The organism is Micromonospora sp. DT46, assembly GCF_049841735.1.
Lineage (GTDB): Bacteria > Actinomycetota > Actinomycetes > Mycobacteriales > Micromonosporaceae > Micromonospora > Micromonospora reichwaldensis.
In genome coordinates this window covers 321,090-339,618 of record NZ_JBNCKW010000008.1, presented here as the reverse complement: position 1 = coordinate 339,618, position 18,529 = coordinate 321,090, and the positions used below count along the sequence as shown (strand labels likewise).

Here is an 18,529-nt window from a genome sequence, read left to right as displayed (position 1 = left end):
GTCCCGGTTTCCCGGTACCGCCCCGGTGCCCGCCGCCGCCCGGCATGCTCGGGGCAGCGGGCCGCGGAGGGATGGCGATGGAGAGCTACGACGAGGACTGGACCGACAGCCAGCGGGCGCTGTACGACGAGTGCCACCGGGCGGGCGGCGAGTGGGCCGGCGACCCGGACACCCCGACCGAGGACGTGCAGCACGTGATCAACCTCGGTCAGGCGGACGACGACACCCTCCCGGACGCCGAGATCGACTACCCACCCCTGGTCGACGCGGTCACCCAGGCCACCGGCGAGATCGTCACCAGCGTGCCCGCCAGCCACCACGACCCCGGCTTCCGGGGCTTCGTCGACGGGGTCCGCGACGCCACGGCCGACGAGATCTTCGGTCTCTGATCCGGCCGGCCTGCCCCGCCGGCGGCGGGCCGCACCTCCGACCGGGGAGCGGCCGGCGTGGGACCGGCCCTCCCGCCGCGAGCGGGTTTCTGCCACCATTCGGGTCGACAAGCCGACGAATGGGGGCCCCGGGTGCGCATCCTGCTGGTCGAGGACGACCGCCGGGTGGCCGCCGCGCTCTCCTCCGCCCTCACCCGCCGGGGGTACGAGGTGGAGCACGCCGCGACCGTCGCCGCGGCCCTCTGTGCCGCCCCCTGCGACCTGGTGCTGCTGGACCTGACCCTGCCCGACGGCGACGGCACCGACCTGTGCCGGGAGCTGCGGCGGCGCAGCAGCCAGCTCGGCATCATCGCGGTGACCGCCCGGGGCGAGGAACGGGACCGGGTGCTCGGCCTGCGGCTCGGCGCGGACGACTACGTGGTCAAGCCCTTCTCCATGACCGAACTCCAGGCGCGCATCGAGGCGGTGCTGCGCCGCGCGGCGCACGCCGTGCCGGAGCGCAACCTGATCGAGGTGGGGCCCGTACGCGTCGACGTGGCCGCCCGGACGGTCACCGTCGGGGGCCGGCCGGTGGCGCTGACCCGCAAGGAGTTCGACGTCCTGCTCTCCCTGGCCCGGCAGCCCGGCGTGGCGGTGGCCCGGGAACGGATCCTGCTCGACGCCTGGGGCTCGACCTGGGGCGACGGGCACACGGTCGAGGTGCACGTCGGCTCGCTGCGTGGCAAGCTGGGCGACCCCGGCCTGGTGGAGACCGTACGCGGGGTCGGCTACCGCCTGCGCGGCGAGTGAGGGGACGCCGTGCGACGTCGGCTGGTGATCAGCTATCTGCTGTTGATGGTGCTGGTGCTGATCGCGTTGGAGACCCCGCTGGCGATCACCCTGGCGAACCGGGAGACCGACCGGGTACGCGCCGACCGGCTCGCCGACGCCACCCGGTTCGCCTCGCTGGCCGGCCCGGCGCTGCGCGGCGGCACCCCCGGCCCGCTCGCCAACGAGCTGCGCAGCTACGACGCCCTGTACGACATCGGCGCGGCGGTGGTCGACCGGGAGCGTCGGACGGTGGCGGCCTCCGGGAGCTGGCGGATGGCCCCGGGTTCCCGCGAGGCGTTGGACATGGCGCTCTCCGGCCAGCAGGCCAGCGGGCCGGACTCGGTCTGGCCGTGGGTCGACGGGCCGATCGTCGTGGCGGTGCCGATCAACGACGGTGGCGAGGTGCTCGGGGCGGTGGTCATCACCACCCCCGCCGATCCGGTCCGGCGGGCCGTGACCGTCTGGTGGCTGGCGCTGGCCGGAACGGGGCTGCTCGCCGTGCTGGCCTGCGTGCTGACCGCGTTCGGGCTGGCCGGCTGGGTGTTGCGCCCGGTCACCGAGCTGGACGCGGTCACCCATGAGATCGCCGAGGGGGACCGTGGCGCACGGGTGCAGCACCGGCTCGGCCCGCCGGAGCTGCGTCGCCTGGCGACCAGCTTCAACCACATGGCCGACGTCGTCTCCGACGTGATGGACCGGCAGCGGGCGTTCGTCGCACACGCCAGCCACCAACTGCGCAACCCGCTGACCGCGCTGCGGCTGCGCGTGGAGGAGCTGGGGCCGAGCCTCACCGACGCGGACGGGCGTGCCGAGCACCAACTGGCCCTGGAGGAGACCGACCGGCTGGCCCTCGTGCTGGACGCGCTGCTGACCCTGGCCCGCGCGGAGCGGCGGGAGAACCAGCGGGTCACCGTCGACGCGGCGGCCGTCGCCGCGTCCCGGGTGGCCGCCTGGGAGCCGCTCGCCCGGCACCACCGCATCACCCTCCGGCTGGTGGCCGGGGACGCCCCGGCGTACGCGCGGACCGTGCCGACCGCCATCGACCAAGCCCTGGACGCGCTGATCGACAACGGGGTCAAGTTCAGCGACGCCGGTGGCGAGGTGACGGTGACCGTCCGGCACGACGGCGACGGCACCGCGCTGGAGGTCCGGGACACCGGGCCGGGCATGACGGCGAGCCAGCTCGGGCAGGCGACCGAGCGGTTCTGGCGGGCCCCGGAGGTGCAGAACATCGACGGGGCCGGGCTGGGCCTCACCATCGTCGCCGTGCTGGTCGACGCCTCGGACGGGCGGCTCACCATGCGCGGGGGCGAGCCGCGCGGCCTGGTCGCCGGCCTCTGGTTCCCCGCCCCCGCCGACGCCGCTCCCGCCGCGTCGGGCCGCGACGGCGCTCCCGCGTCGCCCCGCGCCACCGGGCAGCTCGACAGCGGCGTCGGGGTGTAGCGGCGGCGGGTCAGGGCTTGGCGGCGCGGTACCAGTCGGCGGCGCCGGGGTGCAGCGGCAGGGGGGCGGTGGCGATGGCCGAGCGGGGGCTCATCCGGCCGGCGGCCGGATGAGCGGCGGCCAACTCCTGGCGGCGTTCCATCAGCAGCCGGGTCACCTCCCGGATCAGGGGCGTCGGCAGGTCGGCCCGGACGATCAGGAAGTTCGGGTTGGCCACCGTGGTCACCGGGTCGGTGCCGTACACCGAGCGGGGGATGTCGCGGGAGACGTAGACCTCCGGGTTGCTCTCGCGAAGCGGCCCGGTCCACTCGCCGAGGTCGACGATCCGGGTCGCGCTGTCGTCCGTGAGCTGCTCCAGCGCCCTGACCGGCAGCCCGCCGGAGAAGAAGAACGCGTCGATCGTGCCGGCCCGCAGCGCCGCGACCGAGTCGTCGAGGCCGAGGTGCTCCTGGCGTACCCGGTCACCACCGAGGCGGGCCACCTCCAGCAGCCGGACGGCGGTGATCTCGGTGCCGGAGCCGGGCGCGCCCACGGACACCCGCCGCCCGCGCAGGTCGTTCAGGGTGCGGACGGGACCGCCGGCGGTGGTGACCAGGTGCAGCAGATCGTCGTAGACCCGGGCGACCGCGACCACGGACGGGTGCGTCGCCGGCGCCGCCGGCAGCACGTCGGCCTGGGTGAAACCCAGCTCGGCCTGGCCGGAGCCGACCAGCCGGACGTTCTCCGCCGAGGCGGCGGTCACCACCACGCTGGCCCGGACGTCCGGCAGCTCCCGGTTGAGCACGGCGGCCAGGGACTGCCCGAAGGCGTGGTAGACCGCCGTCGGGCTGCCGGTCGCGATCCGGATCCGTACCGGTGGCTCGGGAGCGTCCTGGCAGCCGGCGACGCCGGGCAACGCCACCACCAGCAGCAGCGCCAGCAGCGCCGGCGGGTGGACACGGCGCGGGCGGACACGGCGGAACCCGGTGCGACTCACGCGCTGCACTCTGCGCCGTGCGGGCCGTCGCCGCAACCCGCCGCCCACCGACCGGGCTAGGAACCCGGCGGGTGTCGGTGACGATGGTCAGCTCGCTGCGGTACGCGACCGGTCCGCAGCGCCGCCGAACGTGCTCACCCGGCAATCACGACCGCTCGCGCAGGTGGGCGGGATCCAGCGCGGTGCTGTGCAGGATCCGCTGGCGGTCCGGGCCGTCGGCGACACAGACCAGGTAACAGCCGGTGCCGGGGCGCAGCAGCGCCGGAACGTCCAGCAGGGCGGCCCCGCGTACCAGGATGGCGGCCAGTTCCCGGTCGGTGATCCGGACGCCGAGGATGTGCCGGCGGACGTGCCGCCCACCGGCGAGCAGGGCGGCCCGCCAGGCGGCGGCGGCCAGCCGGGGCCGCCACGCCCGCCGTACGGTCGACGCGCCCGGGACCGGCCCGCCCAGCAGCTCGCGCCGGCCCTGCCGCCAGCCGGCCTCCAGCGTCCTCGCGTACGCCGGCCGGTGCTGGTGCGGCACGGAGAGCCGGTGCAGCTCGAAGCGGCGGCGCAGGCCGCCCACGGTCACCTCGTGCTCGATGGGGACGTCCAGCCGGTGGAGGAGCTGACGCATGCGGTGCGCCGCCTCCTCCCGGTTGAACTCCACCGACGGGGGGCGGTGCTCCGCCGCCGGCCGGCGGGTGCCGACGACGGCCGGCGGGGGCGTGCAGCGCAGCAGGCAGGCGGCCTCGAACGCGTCCGCCAGGGTGGACCAGTCCAACGGCGGCGGCGTCGCGGGCAGGCGCGGCCGATCGAGCAGGATCTGTTCGGGAGCCAACTTGGGCACTCCTTGTCGGCGTCGGGGTCCCTCTACCGTGGTCGCTCGACGCCGCCGGGGAAACCGATCGGCCCCAGCCTTGAGGAAATCTTGCGGCTGTCCTACAGCTCCGTGACGATCACGTCGACCTGGCGTGGCCGACCGGGCGGGGCGGGCTGCTCCAGCACCGGATACTTCAGGTCGCGCAGCGCGGTCAGCAGCCCGCCGACGGTACGCGGCCGGGTGCCCGCCGTCAGCAGGTCGCGGACCAGCCGGCCCTTGGTCGCCTTGTTGAAGTGGCTCACCACCGACCGGACGGGCACGCCGTCGACCTCGCGTTCGTGCAGCACCCGGACGGTCACCGTGCGGTCGGCCACCTCGCCGCGCGGCGCCCAGGTGGCCGCGTACGCGCCGGAACGCAGGTCGAGCACCGGCCCGTCGCCGGCCGCCGCGGCCATCGCCGGCGCGAGCGCCCGCCGCCAGTACGCCGACAGCGCCCCGAGCCCCGGCAGCCGCGCCCCGATCGGGCACCGGTAGGGCGGAATCCGGTCGGTGAGGCGTACCGCGCCCCAGAGCCCCGAGCTGATCAGCACCGACCGGCGGGCGGCCCGCTGCGCGGTCGCCGGCAGCGAGGCGAGATCGAGCGCCTCGTAGAGCACCCCGGTGTAGACGCGGCCGGCGGGCGCGGTGGCCGCCGCCCGCAGCCGGGCGTTGTGGCGCAACTCGCCGCGCTGGCCCTCGCTGATCCCCAGTGCCGCCAGGGCCGCCCCCTCGTCGCCGTCGGCGCTGAGCGCGACCAGCGCCGTCAGCACCTCCTCCCGGGCGCCGGTCAGCTCCGGCAGGGAGAGCCCGGCGAGGTCGAGCCGCCGGCCGGTGCCGGCGTCGGCCTTCCCCTCGGAGGGCGGCAGCAGGATGAGCATCGGTGACTCCTCGGCTCGGCGCGGCGTCCGCGCGCCGGTCCGGCCAGCGTACGGGCCGGCCCTACCGCCACGGCCGCACCGGCGTCTGGGGGTGGTACACGCGATACCCGCCCACGTCGGCGACCAGCGCGGCGTCGGCCCGGTCGCCCAGCAGCCGGCGCAGCCGCCGTTCCGCCGCCGAGTCGGCCGCCAGCACGTACCCGGGCCGGTCGGCCCGCCCCACCTGCCGCCAGTACGCGGGATAGCGGTTCTGCCCGGGGGTGAGGTCGCCGTCGAGCACCGCGCACACCACCGCCTCGGCCGTGTTGAAGATCAGCCGGTTGCAGGTCCAGTAGTCCCCGTACACCTCGCGGGGGCCGCCCGCGCGGAGCGTGTCGGCCAGCTCGCGGGCCTGCCGCTCCTCGATCCGGGACGCCCCGGTGCCGGTGGCCGCGAACAGCACGGTGACCACCAGCGTGGTCGCGGCCAGCGCGGCGAGCACGGCGGTGGCCAGCGCGCCGGCCAGGCGGCCGAGCGCGCCGACCGTGCCCCGCCAGCAGGCGACCGCCGCCACCCAGAGCGGCCACAGCACCGCCGGCAGGGAGAGCTGGAGCACCGACAGGTAGCGGGCGTTGTCCAGGGGGCTGGTGGCCGCGAGAGGGCTGCGCACGTACGACAGCAGGGTCAACGCCGCGCCGACGACCAGCGCGAGGTGCACCACCGGGCTGACCCGCTCGCCGCGCGGGGCGCCCGCGGCCCGGCGGTACGCGAGGACGGCGAGCGCGGCGGCGACCACCAGCAGCACGGGGTAGAGCAGCCCGAACCAGCCCTGCCAGCGGGCGCAGCCGTCGATCGGGCAGAGGCCGGCGGCGAGCGGCACCCCCTCCAGCAGCCCGCCGTCGAGGCGCCGCGACCACGGCGGCGTCGGCCCCGCCTTGGTGCTGATCTCGCGGAACACCGACAGCGAGTCCTCGCCGGGCGGGGCGAGGAGGTTGTCCCGGATCATCGGCGCGATCCCGACGGCGAACCCGGCCAGCAGCAGCGCGCCGGCCCAACCGAGCAGCTCCCGGCGGGCCACCCACGCCAGCACCAGCGCGGCCACCGCCAGGTAGGGCAGGATCAGCCAGTCCGACCAGACGGACACCCCGGCGAGCAGGCCGAAGAGCCCGACGGCCAGCCGACGGTGCCGCACCGTTCCCCGGGCGAGTCCCACCGCGATCAGCAGCATCACCAGCACCGCGACCTTCACCTCCGGGCGACCGCCGACCACGGTCAGCTGGTCCCGGACGACCCGTTCCCCGCCGAGCGCCAGCAGGCCGACGATCCCGGTGGCGAACCAGGGCGAGCCGATCCGCCGCGTCAGCCGGTGGATCAGCCAGAGGAAGAGGGCGTAGAGCAGCAGCAGCGGCAGTCGCAGCAGCGGCCAGCCCGGCCCGGCCACCGCGATCAGCGGCGCGGCCAGGTACGACTCCAGCACCCCCATGTAGCGCTGCCCGTAGAGGAAGACCGGCAGCTCGCGGCCCTGCGCGATGTGCAGCGCGGCCAGCCCGAACGTCGCCTCGTCGCTGTTGGAGACGGGCACCGTGTGCAGGGTCAGGACCAGCCGGTAGCCGACCCCGGCGAGCCCGAGCAGCAGCGCCACGAGCGCCGGCCGGTCTAGCTGCGGGCGCCACCGCCCACGCTTGCGCACTGGTTGCGACACGACCAACGCCCCCGTCGTCGTCCCGACCGGAGTGTTTCACGCCGTCGGGGCCGGCCGGGGCGGATCGGCGCAGCGCGGACGATCCGCCGGACCACGGCGGGCATGACATCGGGCTTCCCGACGGCCGGGGAAGATCGCCTCGCGTGGCCGAGGTGGCCGGGTTGTGGCAGGGTTGCTGGCGTGCCACCCACTGCCGCCGGCCAGCTGGCCGTACCGAACCTGCACCGGGCCGCGCGGATCGAGGACGCCGTGCACTCGCTGGTCGAGCGCCGGCTGCGGCGCACCGGCTGGCGGACGAACGTCATCGCGTACACCGGCTACGGCGCGCCCGGCTGGGTGCGGGTGATGTGCCGGGTGCTGCTGGGTCGGCCGGACACCCGCCAGCGCGGCCGGCTGGAGAAGGTGCGCGGGTGGCGCAGCTTCACCACGCTGCCAGCCAAGCACGTCACGGTCACCATCGAGGCCGGCGGGGAACGGCACGAGGCGCGGGCCGACCGCAGCGGGTTCGTCGACGCCGTGGTCGAGGCGGACCTGCCGCCCGGCTGGGGCTCGGTGCGGATCAGCCTGCCGGACGCCGAGCCGGTCGAGGCGCCGGTGCGCATCCTCGACCCGGAGGTGCGCTTCGGCATCCTCTCCGACATCGACGACACGGTCATGGTCACCGCGCTGCCCCGGCCGCTGCTCGCCGCCTGGAACACGTTCGTCCTCGACGAGCACGCCCGCAACGCCGTGCCCGGCATGGCGGTGCTCTACGAGCGGCTGGTCACCGCGCACCCAGGCGCTCCGGTCTTCTACCTCTCCACGGGCGCCTGGAACGTGGCGCCGACGCTGACCCGGTTCCTGTCCCGGCACCTCTACCCGGCCGGCCCGCTGCTGCTGACCGACTGGGGACCGACCGCCGACCGCTGGTTCCGCAGCGGGCGGGAGCACAAGCGGGTCACCCTGGCCCGGCTGGCCAAGGAGTTCCCGGACGTGAAGTGGCTGCTGGTCGGCGACGACGGGCAGCACGACCCGGAGATCTACCGCGAGTTCGCCGCCGCCCACCCGGAGAACGTGGCCGGCGTGGGTATCCGCCGGCTCTCGCCCACGCAGGCGGTGCTGGCCGGTAGCCTGCCCACCCCGGCCGGCGAGTCGTCGGCGGGGCCGGTGGGGCAGAAGTGGCTCTCCGCGCCCGACGGCGCAGGGCTCTGGAAGCTGCTGCGCGACGCCGGCCTGGTCTGACGGACCGCCGACCGGCAGCCCTCCGAGCCTGTTTCTGACCGGGCCCCGCCGGGGCCGCACGGCATCGAGCCTGCCCCGCGGGCAGGTACCGCTCGCATCGCACTCATGGCCCCGCCGACTGCAACTACTTGGCAACGCATAATAGTCGAGGTAGTGTGTGCCGCATGATAGCGGCCGGCTCCGGGGCCTCCGACGACGGCGACAGGCAGACGCAGTTGCTGCGTGGCGCCCTCGACATGTGCCTGTTGGCCCTGCTCGCCAGGCGGGCGACGCATGGCTACGAGCTGGTCGGCCGACTTGAGGCGATCGGCATCGAGGGCGTCGGCTACGGCACGATCTACCCGCTGCTGACCCGGATGCGTCGTCTCGGCCTCGTCGTCGACGAGGTGCAAGCCAGCCCGACAGGGCCGCCCCGCAAGGTCTACGCGGTCACCGACGCCGGCCAGGAGCGTCTGGACGCGTGGCGGCGGCAGTGGACGCGGTTCGTCCACACCGTGAACACCGCTCTGACCGACTCCACCTCCGACAGCGCAAGGAGTTGATTGTGGACGCCATCGACGAGGCCATGGTGGCTGCTGAACGGGAATGGCGGGCATGCGGCATTCGTCGCCGGGACCGCGCGGTGCTCGCTGCCGATCTCCGGCTGGAGTTGCGCTCAGCCGCCGCCGACGGTGTCACGCCGGAGCAACTCCTGGGCTCCGACCTTCGGGGGTTCGCGCGACAGTTGGCCGACGAGGCCGGAGTGCAGCGCGTTCGACACGAGTACGCCCGCCTGACGCGGACCGCCCTGACCGGCGCCGTGCTCGGTGCCTGCGTCGGTGCGATCGCGCTTGTCCTCGTGTACCCGATCCTGGTCGCGTGGGTCGACGTGCCGCGCGGGTTCCGGATGCCGACCGTGCTGGCGGTCCTGCTCTACTACGGCACCGCAGCCGCGCTCGCCGTCGGCGGCGCGGTCATCGCGGTACGGGCGCGGCTGGGGCATCTGCCACGGATCCGGCAGACCGCGAACGCCATGATCGTGCTGCTGCCGATCGGCGGCGCGATCGCCATGCCGGTCACCATGGGGTTCGCCAGGGCGGTCGGCTACAGCACCCACCCGCTCATCATGGCCATCGAGGCCGCGCTCGTCGCTGCCGCCGTCACGGGTGCCACCCTTGTGGCCCGCAAGTGGTCGCTGCGTGACGGTGGCGGGTACGAAAGGGCGGTAGCGGCGTGAGGCCGGCTCAACGCATTCACGCTGCCTGCTGCGACGTGGTCGTGGGTGTCCTTCTTCTGCTGAGAAGCGGATGAGGAACAGGACGAACTGGGCAGGTGGCCTGATGCTGTGGCTGCTGTTCGGATTCATGATGATCATGTTCAGCCTGAACCCCGCCAATGACTGGGGCGAGCTTGTCGCTGTCGCGAGCTTCTTCGGCGTCATCTGCTACCTGGTGTCCCTGGCATCGATGTTCTCCCTGGTGAAACCCCAGCGGAAAGCCTTGCTGGTGATCAACCCCGGAGCGGTGGTCACCGTGCCGTGGAGTCGGATCCGGTCGATCGACGCGCAGAACGGCCTCGTGGTGCAGGTGGTGGGCGCGAAGGAAGTGGTCTGCCACGCCTTCCAGGGGTCGTTGGTCGGCAGGATTTTCGGTGCCGCCAGCGCCAACCGTGCCGCTGACACTATCGAGAGATATCGGACCAGGAGTGCCTCCCTCGAGGCGAGCGACGAGGTGGAGTCGAGGGTGCCGTGGAGGCGGCACCTGCTGTGGCTGACCTCGATCTGGTCCGTACTGGCTATTGGTGTCCCCTTGGGGGTGCGGCTTTTGTAGCACCTTTCATTGGGTCGTGGTCGGGCAGTTCGACGGTGGCCTGCCGCGGGACCACCTCGGCCAGCCGGGCGGGGCGCCCGGGGTGGCACCGGGGTCGATCTCTAGCATCAGCAGAAACCTCCACTGGTTCGAGGTGGTCGCCAGTTGACGGCAGTGCAGAAGGTCCGGCGCGACTCTCGCGGCGTCAACGCTCTGCTCATGGCAGGGGTCTGCGTGATCGCGAGCGTCCTTCTCGGTGCCTGCGGGCAGACGGAGCCACCGCCGATCAAGGCCGATGACGTGCCGGGGACCTGGTGTTCTGGAAGCGGAGACCTGTTGACGGTGAAGAAGGAAGGTGAATTCGTTCTCACGAAGTTGTCGCATGACTTCTTCACCGTTCTTCACGATGATGACGAGTTCGCCGAAGGGTATGTGCTGGATCGGGATTTCGGTGGCAGGCGGCCTGCGGGCGGACATGGCCGTTGGTCCTATGATGATGCTGCCCGATCGCCCAGCCTCGATCTGGAATTCGAGGTGCTCGGCTCGTCGGCGAATGCAAAGTCTGCCGAGTTCAAAGTTCGCACAGTTGACGGCGAAATCGGGCTTTTTGGCTACGACGGTGATCCTGACCAGGGTTATACCGTCCGATTCCTCCGCTGTGAGTAGGGGGCCAGCGGCCTGCGATCGCCCACAGGCTGGGCCGGCAGCCTCACCGTCGGGTGCCGACGTGACCCCGGTCGGTGAAAATCGTGAAGGATGCTTGCAAAGCGGCGCGGCAACGCTGAATATCTTTTCGTGCGTAGAGATTATGGTCGATACCTGTCCGGGCTGGCGCTGGTGGCGGCGCTGGCCCTCGGCGCGGCCGTCCCCACGGGCGCCCCCGCCTCCCGTCCCGCCACGCCGGAGACCGTGCCCGTCGCCGCCCAGGCGGCCTGCGTGACCGACCCGGCCACCCCGAAGCGGCAGCTGCGCGGCATGTGGATCGCCAGCGTGGCCAACATCGACTGGCCCAGCCGCACGGGGCTCACGCCCGCCGCCCAGCAGGCGGAGTACCGGGGCTGGCTCGACCTGGCCAAGCAGCGTCGGATGAACGCCGTCGTCGTGCAGATCCGCCCAGCCGCCGACGCGTTCTGGCCGTCGACGTACGAGCCGTGGTCGCAGTGGCTCACCGGCACCCAGGGCGGCAACCCCGGCTACGACCCGCTGGCCTTCATGGTGGCCGAGGCGCACGCCCGCAACCTGGAGTTCCACGCCTGGTTCAACCCGTACCGGGTGGCGAACCACACCGACCTGACCAAGCTGGCGGCCAGCCACCCGGCCCGCAAGAACCCGGGCTGGACCGTCACCTACGGCGGGCACATCTACTACAACCCCGGCATTCCCGCCGTCCGCGCCTTCGTGCAGGACGCGATGCTGGACGCCGTCAAGCGCTACGACATCGACGCGGTGCACTGGGACGACTACTTCTACCCGTACCCGGTCAGCGGGGTGGCGTTCCCCGACCAGGCCACCTACGCCCAGTACGGCGCCGGTTTCAGCACCATCGGCGACTGGCGGCGCAACAACGTCAACCTGCTGGTCCGGGAGATGCGTGACAAGATCCGGGCGGCCAAGCCGTGGGTGAAGCTGGGCGTCAGCCCGTTCGGCATCTGGCGCAACGCCGGCACCGACCCGCTCGGTTCGCGCACCACGGGCCTCCAGTCGTACGACGCGATCTACGCCGACACCCGGCGCTGGGTGCGGCAGGGGTGGGTCGACTACATCGCCCCGCAGATCTACTGGCACATCGGCCACCCTGCGGCCGACTACGCGGAGCTGGTCCGCTGGTGGTCCGAGACCGTGGCCGGCACCGACGTGCAGCTCCTCGTGGGGCAGGCCACCTACCGCGCGGGCGCGTCCGGGCAGGACGCCGCCTGGCAGGACCCGGCCGAGCTGACCGACCACCTCACGCTGAACCGCAGCTACCCGAGGATCGTCGGCGACATCCACTTCAGCGCCAAGGACGTCCGCGCGGACCGCATCGGCGCCGTCTCCCGGACGGCGACCGACCACTACCGCCGGCCCGCGCTGGCGCCGGCCGGGGTGGGAGGCGCCGCGCCCGCCGCCCCGAACCTCACCTCGGCGGTACGCGGCACCGGCGGCGTGACCCTCACCTGGCAGCGCGGCGCCACCGGCAGCACCGCCGCGTACGCGGTGTACCGGCTGCCCGGCGACGGTGCGGTCGACGCCTGCGACCTGGCCGACGCCCGCAACCTGCTCGGCACGGTCCGCGCCTCGGGCGGCACCGGGACGTTCACCGACGCCACCGCCGCGGCCGGCTCGACGTACCGCTACCTGGTGACCGCCCTGGACCGGCTGCACCACGAGAGCGCGGCCAGCAACGCGCGGGTGGTCACCGGCACCGGCGGTACGTTCAGCGTGATCGTGGACAACGCCACGGCCGGCGGCTTCACGGCCGCCACCACCTGGGGCACGTCGTCGTACCTCCCGGCGCGCTACGGGGCCAACTACCGGTTCGCCAGCCCGCAGGCGGTCAGCGACCCGGCCTGGTTCACCGCGACGCTGCCCGCTGCGGGCTCGTACCGGGTCGAGGTCTGGTACCCGGCCGACCCCGGCTACAACAGCGCCACGCCGCACCTGGTGGCGACGGCGAACGGGAACGTCACCGCCACCGTCGACCAGCGCAGCGGCGGCGGGCAGTGGCGGGTGCTCGGCACCTACGACCTCGCCGCGGGGACGCGTCAGGTCGTCGGGGTCAGCCGCTGGACCAGCACCCAGGGGTACGTCGTCGCCGACGCCGTCCGGATCACCCGCCTCTGAGCATGCCCGTTCCCCGGGGCGTCCCGCCGCCCCGGGGAACGGGCCGGCCAACGCTAGAGTCGGGCCGACAAATACGTTTCCGTGACCGCGGGAGGGCTCATGCGCCGACGTGTTGCCGCCGGTTCGGCAGCCGTGCTGGCGCTGGCCGTAGGTGTCTCGGGATGTAGTGACGACACGCCACCGCCTCCGCCGAAGACCACCGCCACCGCGAGCCCTTCCGAGTCGTCGGCACTCGACCCTCCGCTGGCCTTCGCCGCGAAGCCGGTCCGGATACCGCTGCCCAGCAGGATGTTCCAGCTCCGGGACGGGGCCGCGTATCTGCTGGACGGCAAGAACGCCCTCGCCGCGTACGACCTGGCCACGGGTGCGCGTCGCTGGAGTGCGCCGCTGGCCGGTCCGCCGGTCAGGCTGGGCAACACCGGGCCGATGATCGCGGAGGTGGACGGCAAGCCGACCGCCTTCGTGACCTATCGGGTGGATATCGCAGGCAGCGGAACGGTTCCCGCCCGCACCGTGCTGCGGGTGGCGAGCTTCGGGCTGGCCGATGGCGCGCCCGGCTGGCAGTCGGATGTGGACGACAGGGGCATCCCCGAGGACGGCAGCCTCGGGGTCGACAAGGTGGTGGCGGCCAGCTCCGACCATGTCGTGCTGTCCACCGACTCGTACGACACGGGCGTCAGCGGCGACTTCACCGCCGTTCTCGACGCCAGGACCGGCAAGGTCCGGTGGACGAAGCCCGCCTTCCAGGCCCGAGCCCTCGATGGCGACGTCGTCGCCGGCATGACTTCCGGAGCGGATGCGCACAGGGTCCCGAGTTCGACGATCGGGCTCGCCGCCTCGGACGGTTCCCAGGTGTGGGCCCACGAGGAGACGAAGCCCGCCGGCAACCTGATCAACGGCCCACTCGGCGGCGGGCTGCTCCAGGTGTACCCGGTGGGCCGCCGCGGCGACGGGTCCAACGGGATCGTCGACATCAGGACCGGTCGCGAGGTCATCCGCCTGGAGACGGGAGGTGGCGCCAGCGTCTGCCGATACGACGACGAGAGCGTCGTCGTCTGCTCGCAGCACCTCGTCAGCCGGACCGGAACCATGGTCGCGTACGACACCACGTCCCACGAGCGACTGTGGCAGGTGCCCGGGAAGGATTCCGGGCGGGAGGCGCCCAAAATCACGGCCGCCCGACGTGGCGTGGTCTACGGATCCACCAGCAACGGGCCGCTGATCCTCGACGCGCGCACGGGGCAGGACAGGGTCACGGATCTCCCCTTCGTCCCCGAAGTCGTCGTTCCGGGCTTCGGGATCGACGTCGAACAGAGGGAGATGACGGTCCATCCCGCGATCGGCTGAGCCTTGCAGCGAGGAGGACGGCCGAGGCGTCTCCGGCGTACGGTCAGTCGCGGCGCAGCCAGAGCACGCCGAGCGGGGGCACCCGCAGCGCCGCCGAGGCGGGCAGCCCGTGCCACGGCACGTCCTCGGCGTGCACGGCGCCCAGGTTACCCACCCCCGAGCCGCCGTAGTGGTGGGCGTCGGTGTTGAGCACCTCCGCCCACGTGCCGCCGGCCGGCAGCCCGATCCGGTAGTCCTCGAGTGGCAGGGCGGAGAAGTTCGCCACGCAGACCAGGGTCGCGCCGTCGGGGGCGATCCGGACGAACGAGACGGTGTTGTTGGCGACGTCGTCGCCGGCGATCCAGCGGAAGCCGGCCGGCTCGGTGTCCTGCGCCCACAGCGCGGGGGTGTCCCGGTAGACGCGGTTCAGGTCGCCGACGAGCCGCTGCACCCCGGCGCGGGCCGGGTCGTGCAGCAGGTACCAGTCGAGGCCCCGCTCCTCGCTCCACTCCCGGTCGTCGGCCAGCTCGCAGCCCATGAAGAGCAACTGCTTGCCGGGATGCGCCCACATGTACGCCAGCAGCGCGCGTACGTTGGCCAGCCGCTGCCAGGTGTCGCCGGGCATCTTGCCGGCCAGGGAGCCCTTGCCGTGCACCACCTCGTCGTGGCTGATCGGCAGCACGTAGTTCTCGCTCCAGGCGTACGCCAGGGAGAACGTGAGCTGATGGTGGTGGTGCTGCCGGTGGACCGGGTCCTTCGACGTGTAGAGCAGGGTGTCGTGCATCCAGCCCATGTTCCACTTGAACCCGAAGCCGAGCCCGCCGTCGGCCGTGGCGCGGGTGACCCCCGGCCATGCGGTGGACTCCTCGGCGATCATCGTCACCCCGGCGTGGTGCTTGTAGACCGTCGCGTTGACCTCCTGCATGAAGGCGATGGCCTCCAGGTTCTCCCGGCCGCCGTGCCGGTTGGGCAGCCACTGCCCCTCCTGGCGCGAGTAGTCCAGGTAGAGCATCGAGGCGACCGCGTCCACCCGCAGCCCGTCGACGTGGAACTGGTCGCACCAGTAGAGCGCGTTGGCGACCAGGAAGTTGCGCACCTCGGGGCGGCCGAAGTCGAAGACGTACGTGCCCCAGTCGGGGTGCTCGCCCCGGCGCGGGTCGGGGTGCTCGTAGAGGGCGGTGCCGTCGAAGCGCCCGAGGGCCCACTCGTCCTTGGGGAAGTGCGCAGGCACCCAGTCCAGGATCACGCCGATGCCGGCGGCGTGCAGCGCGTCCACGAGGTGCCGGAACTCGTCGGGGTCGCCGAAGCGGGACGTCGGCGCGTAGTAGCCGGTGACCTGGTAGCCCCAGGAGCCGCCGAACGGGTGCTCCATCACGGGCAGCAACTCCACGTGGGTGAAGCCCAGCTCCGTGACGTACGCGGTCAGCTGCTCGGCCAGCTCCCGGTAGCTCAGCCCGGGGCGCCACGAGCCGAGGTGCACCTCGTAGACGCTCATCGGCTCCTGGTGCGGCTGCCGCCGGGCCCGCCGCGCCAGCCAGTCGGCGTCGCTCCACTCGTACGTCGAGTGGTGCACCACCGAGGCCGTGGCCGGCGGCACCTCCGCGTACGCCGCCAGGGGGTCGGCCTTGTCCCGCCACTGCCCGTCGGCGCCCAGGATCCGGTACTTGTAGCGGGCCCCCGCCCCGACGCCCGGGACGAACAGCTCCCACACCCCGCTGCCGCCGAGCGAGCGCATCGGCCAGCCGTCGTCCGGCGCCCAGCCCGCGAAGTCCCCGACCACCCGCACCCCGCGCGCGTTCGGCGCCCAGACGGTGAACGCCACGCCCTCGTCGAAGACCCGCGCGCCGAGGGCCTCCCAGAGCCGCTCGTGCCGGCCCTCGGCGATGAGGTGCAGGTCCAGCTCGCCCAGGGTGGGCGGGTAGCGGTACGGGTCGTCGTGGGTCCGGCCGTCGACCTCGACGCGGTAGTCGAGCACCTCGCCCGCGACCTCCGCCTCGAAGACGCCGACGTCGTGCACCCGCCGCATCCGGTGCCGCTCGCCGTCGACGACGAGGGCGACGTCGGCGGCGCCCCGGCGCAGCGTCCGGACGACCGTCCGCCCGTCGGCCGGGTGCGCGCCGAGGACCGCGTGCGGGTCGTGCGTGGCGCCGGCGATCAACTGGTCCATCGGGCGTCGTCCTTCTGGGCGGGAGTGGTGGGGGCGGTGCCGCCCGAAAGGTCGTCGGGAACGTCTTCGACGGTCAGGTCCGGGGCCGCCTGCGCCGGCGCGGGGCCGGCACCGGGCGCGGGTCGCCGCACCGTCAGCACGTGCGCCGGTTGCAGGTACGGGTCGAGGCGCACGGCGTTGCGCTGCCCCCAGTCGTAGCTGGCGCCGGTCAGCTCGTCGCGCACCGTGAACCGGTCGTGCCAGTCGAACCCGAGCGCGGGCATGTCAAGCGTGGTGTTGCCCCACTGCACCTCACGCGAGTCGAACGAGCAGACCACGAGCACGGTGTTGCCCGTCTCCGGGTCGTGCTTGGACCAGCAGAGCAGCGCCGGGTTGTCGATGTCGTGGAAGACCAGGTTGCGCAGCTGGTGCAGGGCCGGGTTCTCCCGGCGTACGCGGTTGAGCACCGCGATGAACGGCGCGAGGGAGCGGCCCTGCGCCTGCGCGCCGGCCCAGTCCCGGGGGCGCAGCTCGTACTTCTCGTTGTCCAGGTACTCCTCCGCGCCGGGGCGGGCGACGTGCTCGAACAGTTCGTAGCCGGCGTACATGCCCCAGGAGGGGGAGAGCAGCGCGGCCAGCACCGCCCGGATCTTGAACATCGGCGGGCCGCCGTGCTGCAACGACTCGTGCAGGATGTCCGGCGTGTTCGGCCAGAAGTTGGGCCGCATGTAGTCGGCCGCCTCGACCAGCTCCTCGCAGTACGCCCGCATCTCCGCCGCCGACGTGCGCCAGGTGAAGTACGTGTACGACTGGGTGAAGCCGACCTTGCCCAGCCCGTGCATGATCGCCGGCCGGGTGAACGCCTCGGCGAGGAAGAGCACGTCCGGGTCGACCTTCTTCACCTCGGCGATCAGCCAGTGCCAGAAGTCGAACGGCTTGGTGTGCGGGTTGTCCACCCGGAAGATCCGGATGCCCTCGCCGACCCAGTGCAGCACCACCCGCAGGACCTCGGCCCGGATGCCCTCCGGGTCGTTGTCGAAGTTGACCGGGTAGATGTCCTGGTACTTCTTCGGCGGGTTCTCCGCGTACGCGATGCTGCCGTCGGCCCGGGTGGTGAACCACTCCGGGTGCTCGGTCACCCACGGGTGGTCCGGCGCGCACTGCAACGCCAGGTCCATCGCCACCTCCAGGCCCTGCTCGGCGGCGGCGGCGACGAAGTCGCGGAAGTCCTCCGGCGTACCCAGGTCGGGGTGGATCGTGTCGTGACCGCCCTCGGCGGCGCCGATCGCCCACGGCGAGCCGACGTCGTCCGGCCCGGCGGTCAGCGAGTTGTTGGGGCCCTTGCGGTTGACCCGGCCGATCGGGTGGATCGGCGGCAGGTAGAGCACGTCGAAGCCCATCGCCGCGACGCCGGGCAGGCGCTCGACGGCGGTGGCGAACGTGCCGGAGCGCGCCGGCGCGTCGGCGGTGGCCGGGACGGCCCCCTCCGAGCGGGGGAAGAACTCGTACCAGGCGGAGAAGAGCGCCCGCCGGCGGTCCACCCAGAGCCGGTGCTCCGCGCCGGTGGTGACCAGCTCCCGGACCGGGTGCTCCCAGAGCAGGTCGGCCAGCTCCAGCGCCGGGGCGACCCGCCGGGGCAGCTCCCTGTCGGCGTCGCCCAGCGCCGCCACCGCCGCGCGGACCCGCCCCGCGTCGCCGGCCGGCACCAACTCCACGGCCGCGGTCAGCACCCGGGCGCCCTCGGCGAGGTCGTTGGCCAGGTCCGCCGGCCCCTGACCGGCGGCGATCTTCTTGGTGACCGCGTTCTGCCAGGTCAGGTACGGGTCCTGGAACGCCTCGACGGTGAACACCCACTCGCCGACCGCGTCGGGGCGGATCACCGCGTGCCAGCGGTCCTGCCCGGGCTCGCCGGGGCGCATCCGGGTGAACTGTCGGGCCCGCCCGTCGGGACCACGCCAGACCACGTTGCAGCCGAGCGCGTCGTGCCCCTCCCGGTAGGCGCGGGCCGACACCGGCACCGGCTCGTCGACCACCGCCTTGGCCGGGTAGCGACCGCAGGAGACGACGGGGGAGACGTCTTCGATCGGGAACCGTCCAGTCACCGGTTCAACCTACTGCGCGAGATCCTTTCGCGCGCGGCCAAGCACCCCATCGCCCTCCCTCCCGACGTGTCCAGAGAGGTCCGGTCAGGGCCCGGCGGACACCTGGTGC

At 73.2% G+C, this 18,529-nt stretch carries 16 protein-coding genes; 10 read left to right on the top strand and 6 right to left on the bottom strand.

Going from position 1 to position 18,529, the window contains the following annotated elements; all coding sequences use genetic code 11:
* Positions 1–77: 77 nt before the first annotated feature.
* From ACLQ20_RS23775 to ACLQ20_RS23765, 3 genes are all read left to right on the top strand, one after another.
* Complete coding sequence (locus ACLQ20_RS23775; protein ID WP_425857720.1) at positions 78–389, top strand: hypothetical protein; 312 nt, start codon at positions 78–80, stop codon at positions 387–389.
* A gap of 132 nt (positions 390–521) precedes the next feature.
* Positions 522–1,178: a response regulator transcription factor gene (locus ACLQ20_RS23770; RefSeq protein ID WP_132235788.1), complete on the top strand. Its 657-nt coding sequence runs from the start codon at positions 522–524 to the stop codon at positions 1,176–1,178.
* Positions 1,179–1,187: 9 nt separating this feature from the next.
* Complete coding sequence (locus ACLQ20_RS23765; RefSeq protein ID WP_327031075.1) at positions 1,188–2,642, top strand: sensor histidine kinase; 1,455 nt, start codon at positions 1,188–1,190, stop codon at positions 2,640–2,642.
* Between the two features lie 10 nt (positions 2,643–2,652).
* Here ACLQ20_RS23765 and ACLQ20_RS23760 read toward each other — a convergent pair whose 3' ends face one another.
* The 4 genes from ACLQ20_RS23760 to ACLQ20_RS23745 form a co-directional block, all read right to left on the bottom strand.
* Positions 2,653–3,627: a TAXI family TRAP transporter solute-binding subunit gene (locus tag ACLQ20_RS23760; RefSeq protein WP_425857719.1), complete on the bottom strand. Its 975-nt coding sequence runs from the start codon at positions 3,625–3,627 to the stop codon at positions 2,653–2,655.
* A gap of 136 nt (positions 3,628–3,763) precedes the next feature.
* A complete protein-coding gene (locus ACLQ20_RS23755) occupies positions 3,764–4,438 on the bottom strand; it encodes a hypothetical protein (RefSeq protein ID WP_151454376.1) in 675 nt (224 codons plus the stop codon).
* Between the two features lie 101 nt (positions 4,439–4,539).
* Positions 4,540–5,337 carry a peroxide stress protein YaaA gene (yaaA, locus tag ACLQ20_RS23750; protein ID WP_425857718.1) on the bottom strand — a complete coding sequence of 266 codons (798 nt, stop codon included), beginning with the start codon at positions 5,335–5,337 and terminating at the stop codon, positions 4,540–4,542.
* A 61-nt stretch (positions 5,338–5,398) separates the two neighbouring features.
* Entirely contained in the window at positions 5,399–7,018 is a 1,620-nt protein-coding gene (locus ACLQ20_RS23745) for a hypothetical protein (protein ID WP_425857717.1), read from the bottom strand.
* Between the two features lie 180 nt (positions 7,019–7,198).
* Between ACLQ20_RS23745 and ACLQ20_RS23740 the strand changes: the two genes are divergently transcribed.
* From ACLQ20_RS23740 to ACLQ20_RS23710, 7 genes are all read left to right on the top strand, one after another.
* Entirely contained in the window at positions 7,199–8,239 is a 1,041-nt protein-coding gene (locus ACLQ20_RS23740) for an App1 family protein (protein ID WP_132235800.1), read from the top strand.
* Positions 8,240–8,403: 164 nt separating this feature from the next.
* Positions 8,404–8,781, top strand: a complete 378-nt coding sequence (locus ACLQ20_RS23735) for a PadR family transcriptional regulator (protein ID WP_327031078.1) — start codon at positions 8,404–8,406, stop codon at positions 8,779–8,781.
* Between the two features lie 2 nt (positions 8,782–8,783).
* Complete coding sequence (locus ACLQ20_RS23730; RefSeq protein ID WP_425857716.1) at positions 8,784–9,455, top strand: hypothetical protein; 672 nt, start codon at positions 8,784–8,786, stop codon at positions 9,453–9,455.
* A 103-nt stretch (positions 9,456–9,558) separates the two neighbouring features.
* Entirely contained in the window at positions 9,559–10,047 is a 489-nt protein-coding gene (locus tag ACLQ20_RS23725; protein ID WP_425857715.1) for a hypothetical protein, read from the top strand.
* Positions 10,048–10,191: 144 nt separating this feature from the next.
* Complete coding sequence (locus ACLQ20_RS23720) at positions 10,192–10,692, top strand: hypothetical protein (protein ID WP_425857714.1); 501 nt, start codon at positions 10,192–10,194, stop codon at positions 10,690–10,692.
* Positions 10,693–10,821: 129 nt separating this feature from the next.
* Positions 10,822–12,846, top strand: a complete 2,025-nt coding sequence (locus ACLQ20_RS23715; protein WP_425857713.1) for a family 10 glycosylhydrolase — start codon at positions 10,822–10,824, stop codon at positions 12,844–12,846.
* Between the two features lie 99 nt (positions 12,847–12,945).
* A complete protein-coding gene (locus ACLQ20_RS23710) occupies positions 12,946–14,193 on the top strand; it encodes a PQQ-binding-like beta-propeller repeat protein (RefSeq protein WP_425857712.1) in 1,248 nt (415 codons plus the stop codon).
* Positions 14,194–14,236: 43 nt separating this feature from the next.
* Here ACLQ20_RS23710 and glgB read toward each other — a convergent pair whose 3' ends face one another.
* Positions 14,237–16,339 (bottom strand): 1,4-alpha-glucan branching protein GlgB, encoded by a 2,103-nt coding sequence (glgB, locus tag ACLQ20_RS23705; RefSeq protein ID WP_425857711.1) that lies wholly within the window; start codon positions 16,337–16,339, stop codon positions 14,237–14,239.
* Positions 16,327–18,420 (bottom strand): maltotransferase domain-containing protein, encoded by a 2,094-nt coding sequence (locus ACLQ20_RS23700; RefSeq protein ID WP_425857710.1) that lies wholly within the window; start codon positions 18,418–18,420, stop codon positions 16,327–16,329. The genes glgB and ACLQ20_RS23700 overlap by 13 nt, the downstream gene beginning before the upstream one ends.
* Between the last annotated feature and the right edge of the window lie 109 nt (positions 18,421–18,529).

Coding starts and splice junctions, on each gene's coding strand:
- ACLQ20_RS23725 (WP_425857715.1), top strand. CDS start 9,559: ATGCTGTGGCTGCTGTTCGGATTCATGATGATCATGTTCAGCCTGAAC.
- ACLQ20_RS23710 (WP_425857712.1), top strand. CDS start 12,946: ATGCGCCGACGTGTTGCCGCCGGTTCGGCAGCCGTGCTGGCGCTGGCC.
- ACLQ20_RS23735 (WP_327031078.1), top strand. CDS start 8,404: ATGATAGCGGCCGGCTCCGGGGCCTCCGACGACGGCGACAGGCAGACG.
- yaaA (WP_425857718.1), bottom strand. CDS start 5,337: ATGCTCATCCTGCTGCCGCCCTCCGAGGGGAAGGCCGACGCCGGCACC.
- glgB (WP_425857711.1), bottom strand. CDS start 16,339: ATGGACCAGTTGATCGCCGGCGCCACGCACGACCCGCACGCGGTCCTC.
- ACLQ20_RS23775 (WP_425857720.1), top strand. CDS start 78: ATGGAGAGCTACGACGAGGACTGGACCGACAGCCAGCGGGCGCTGTAC.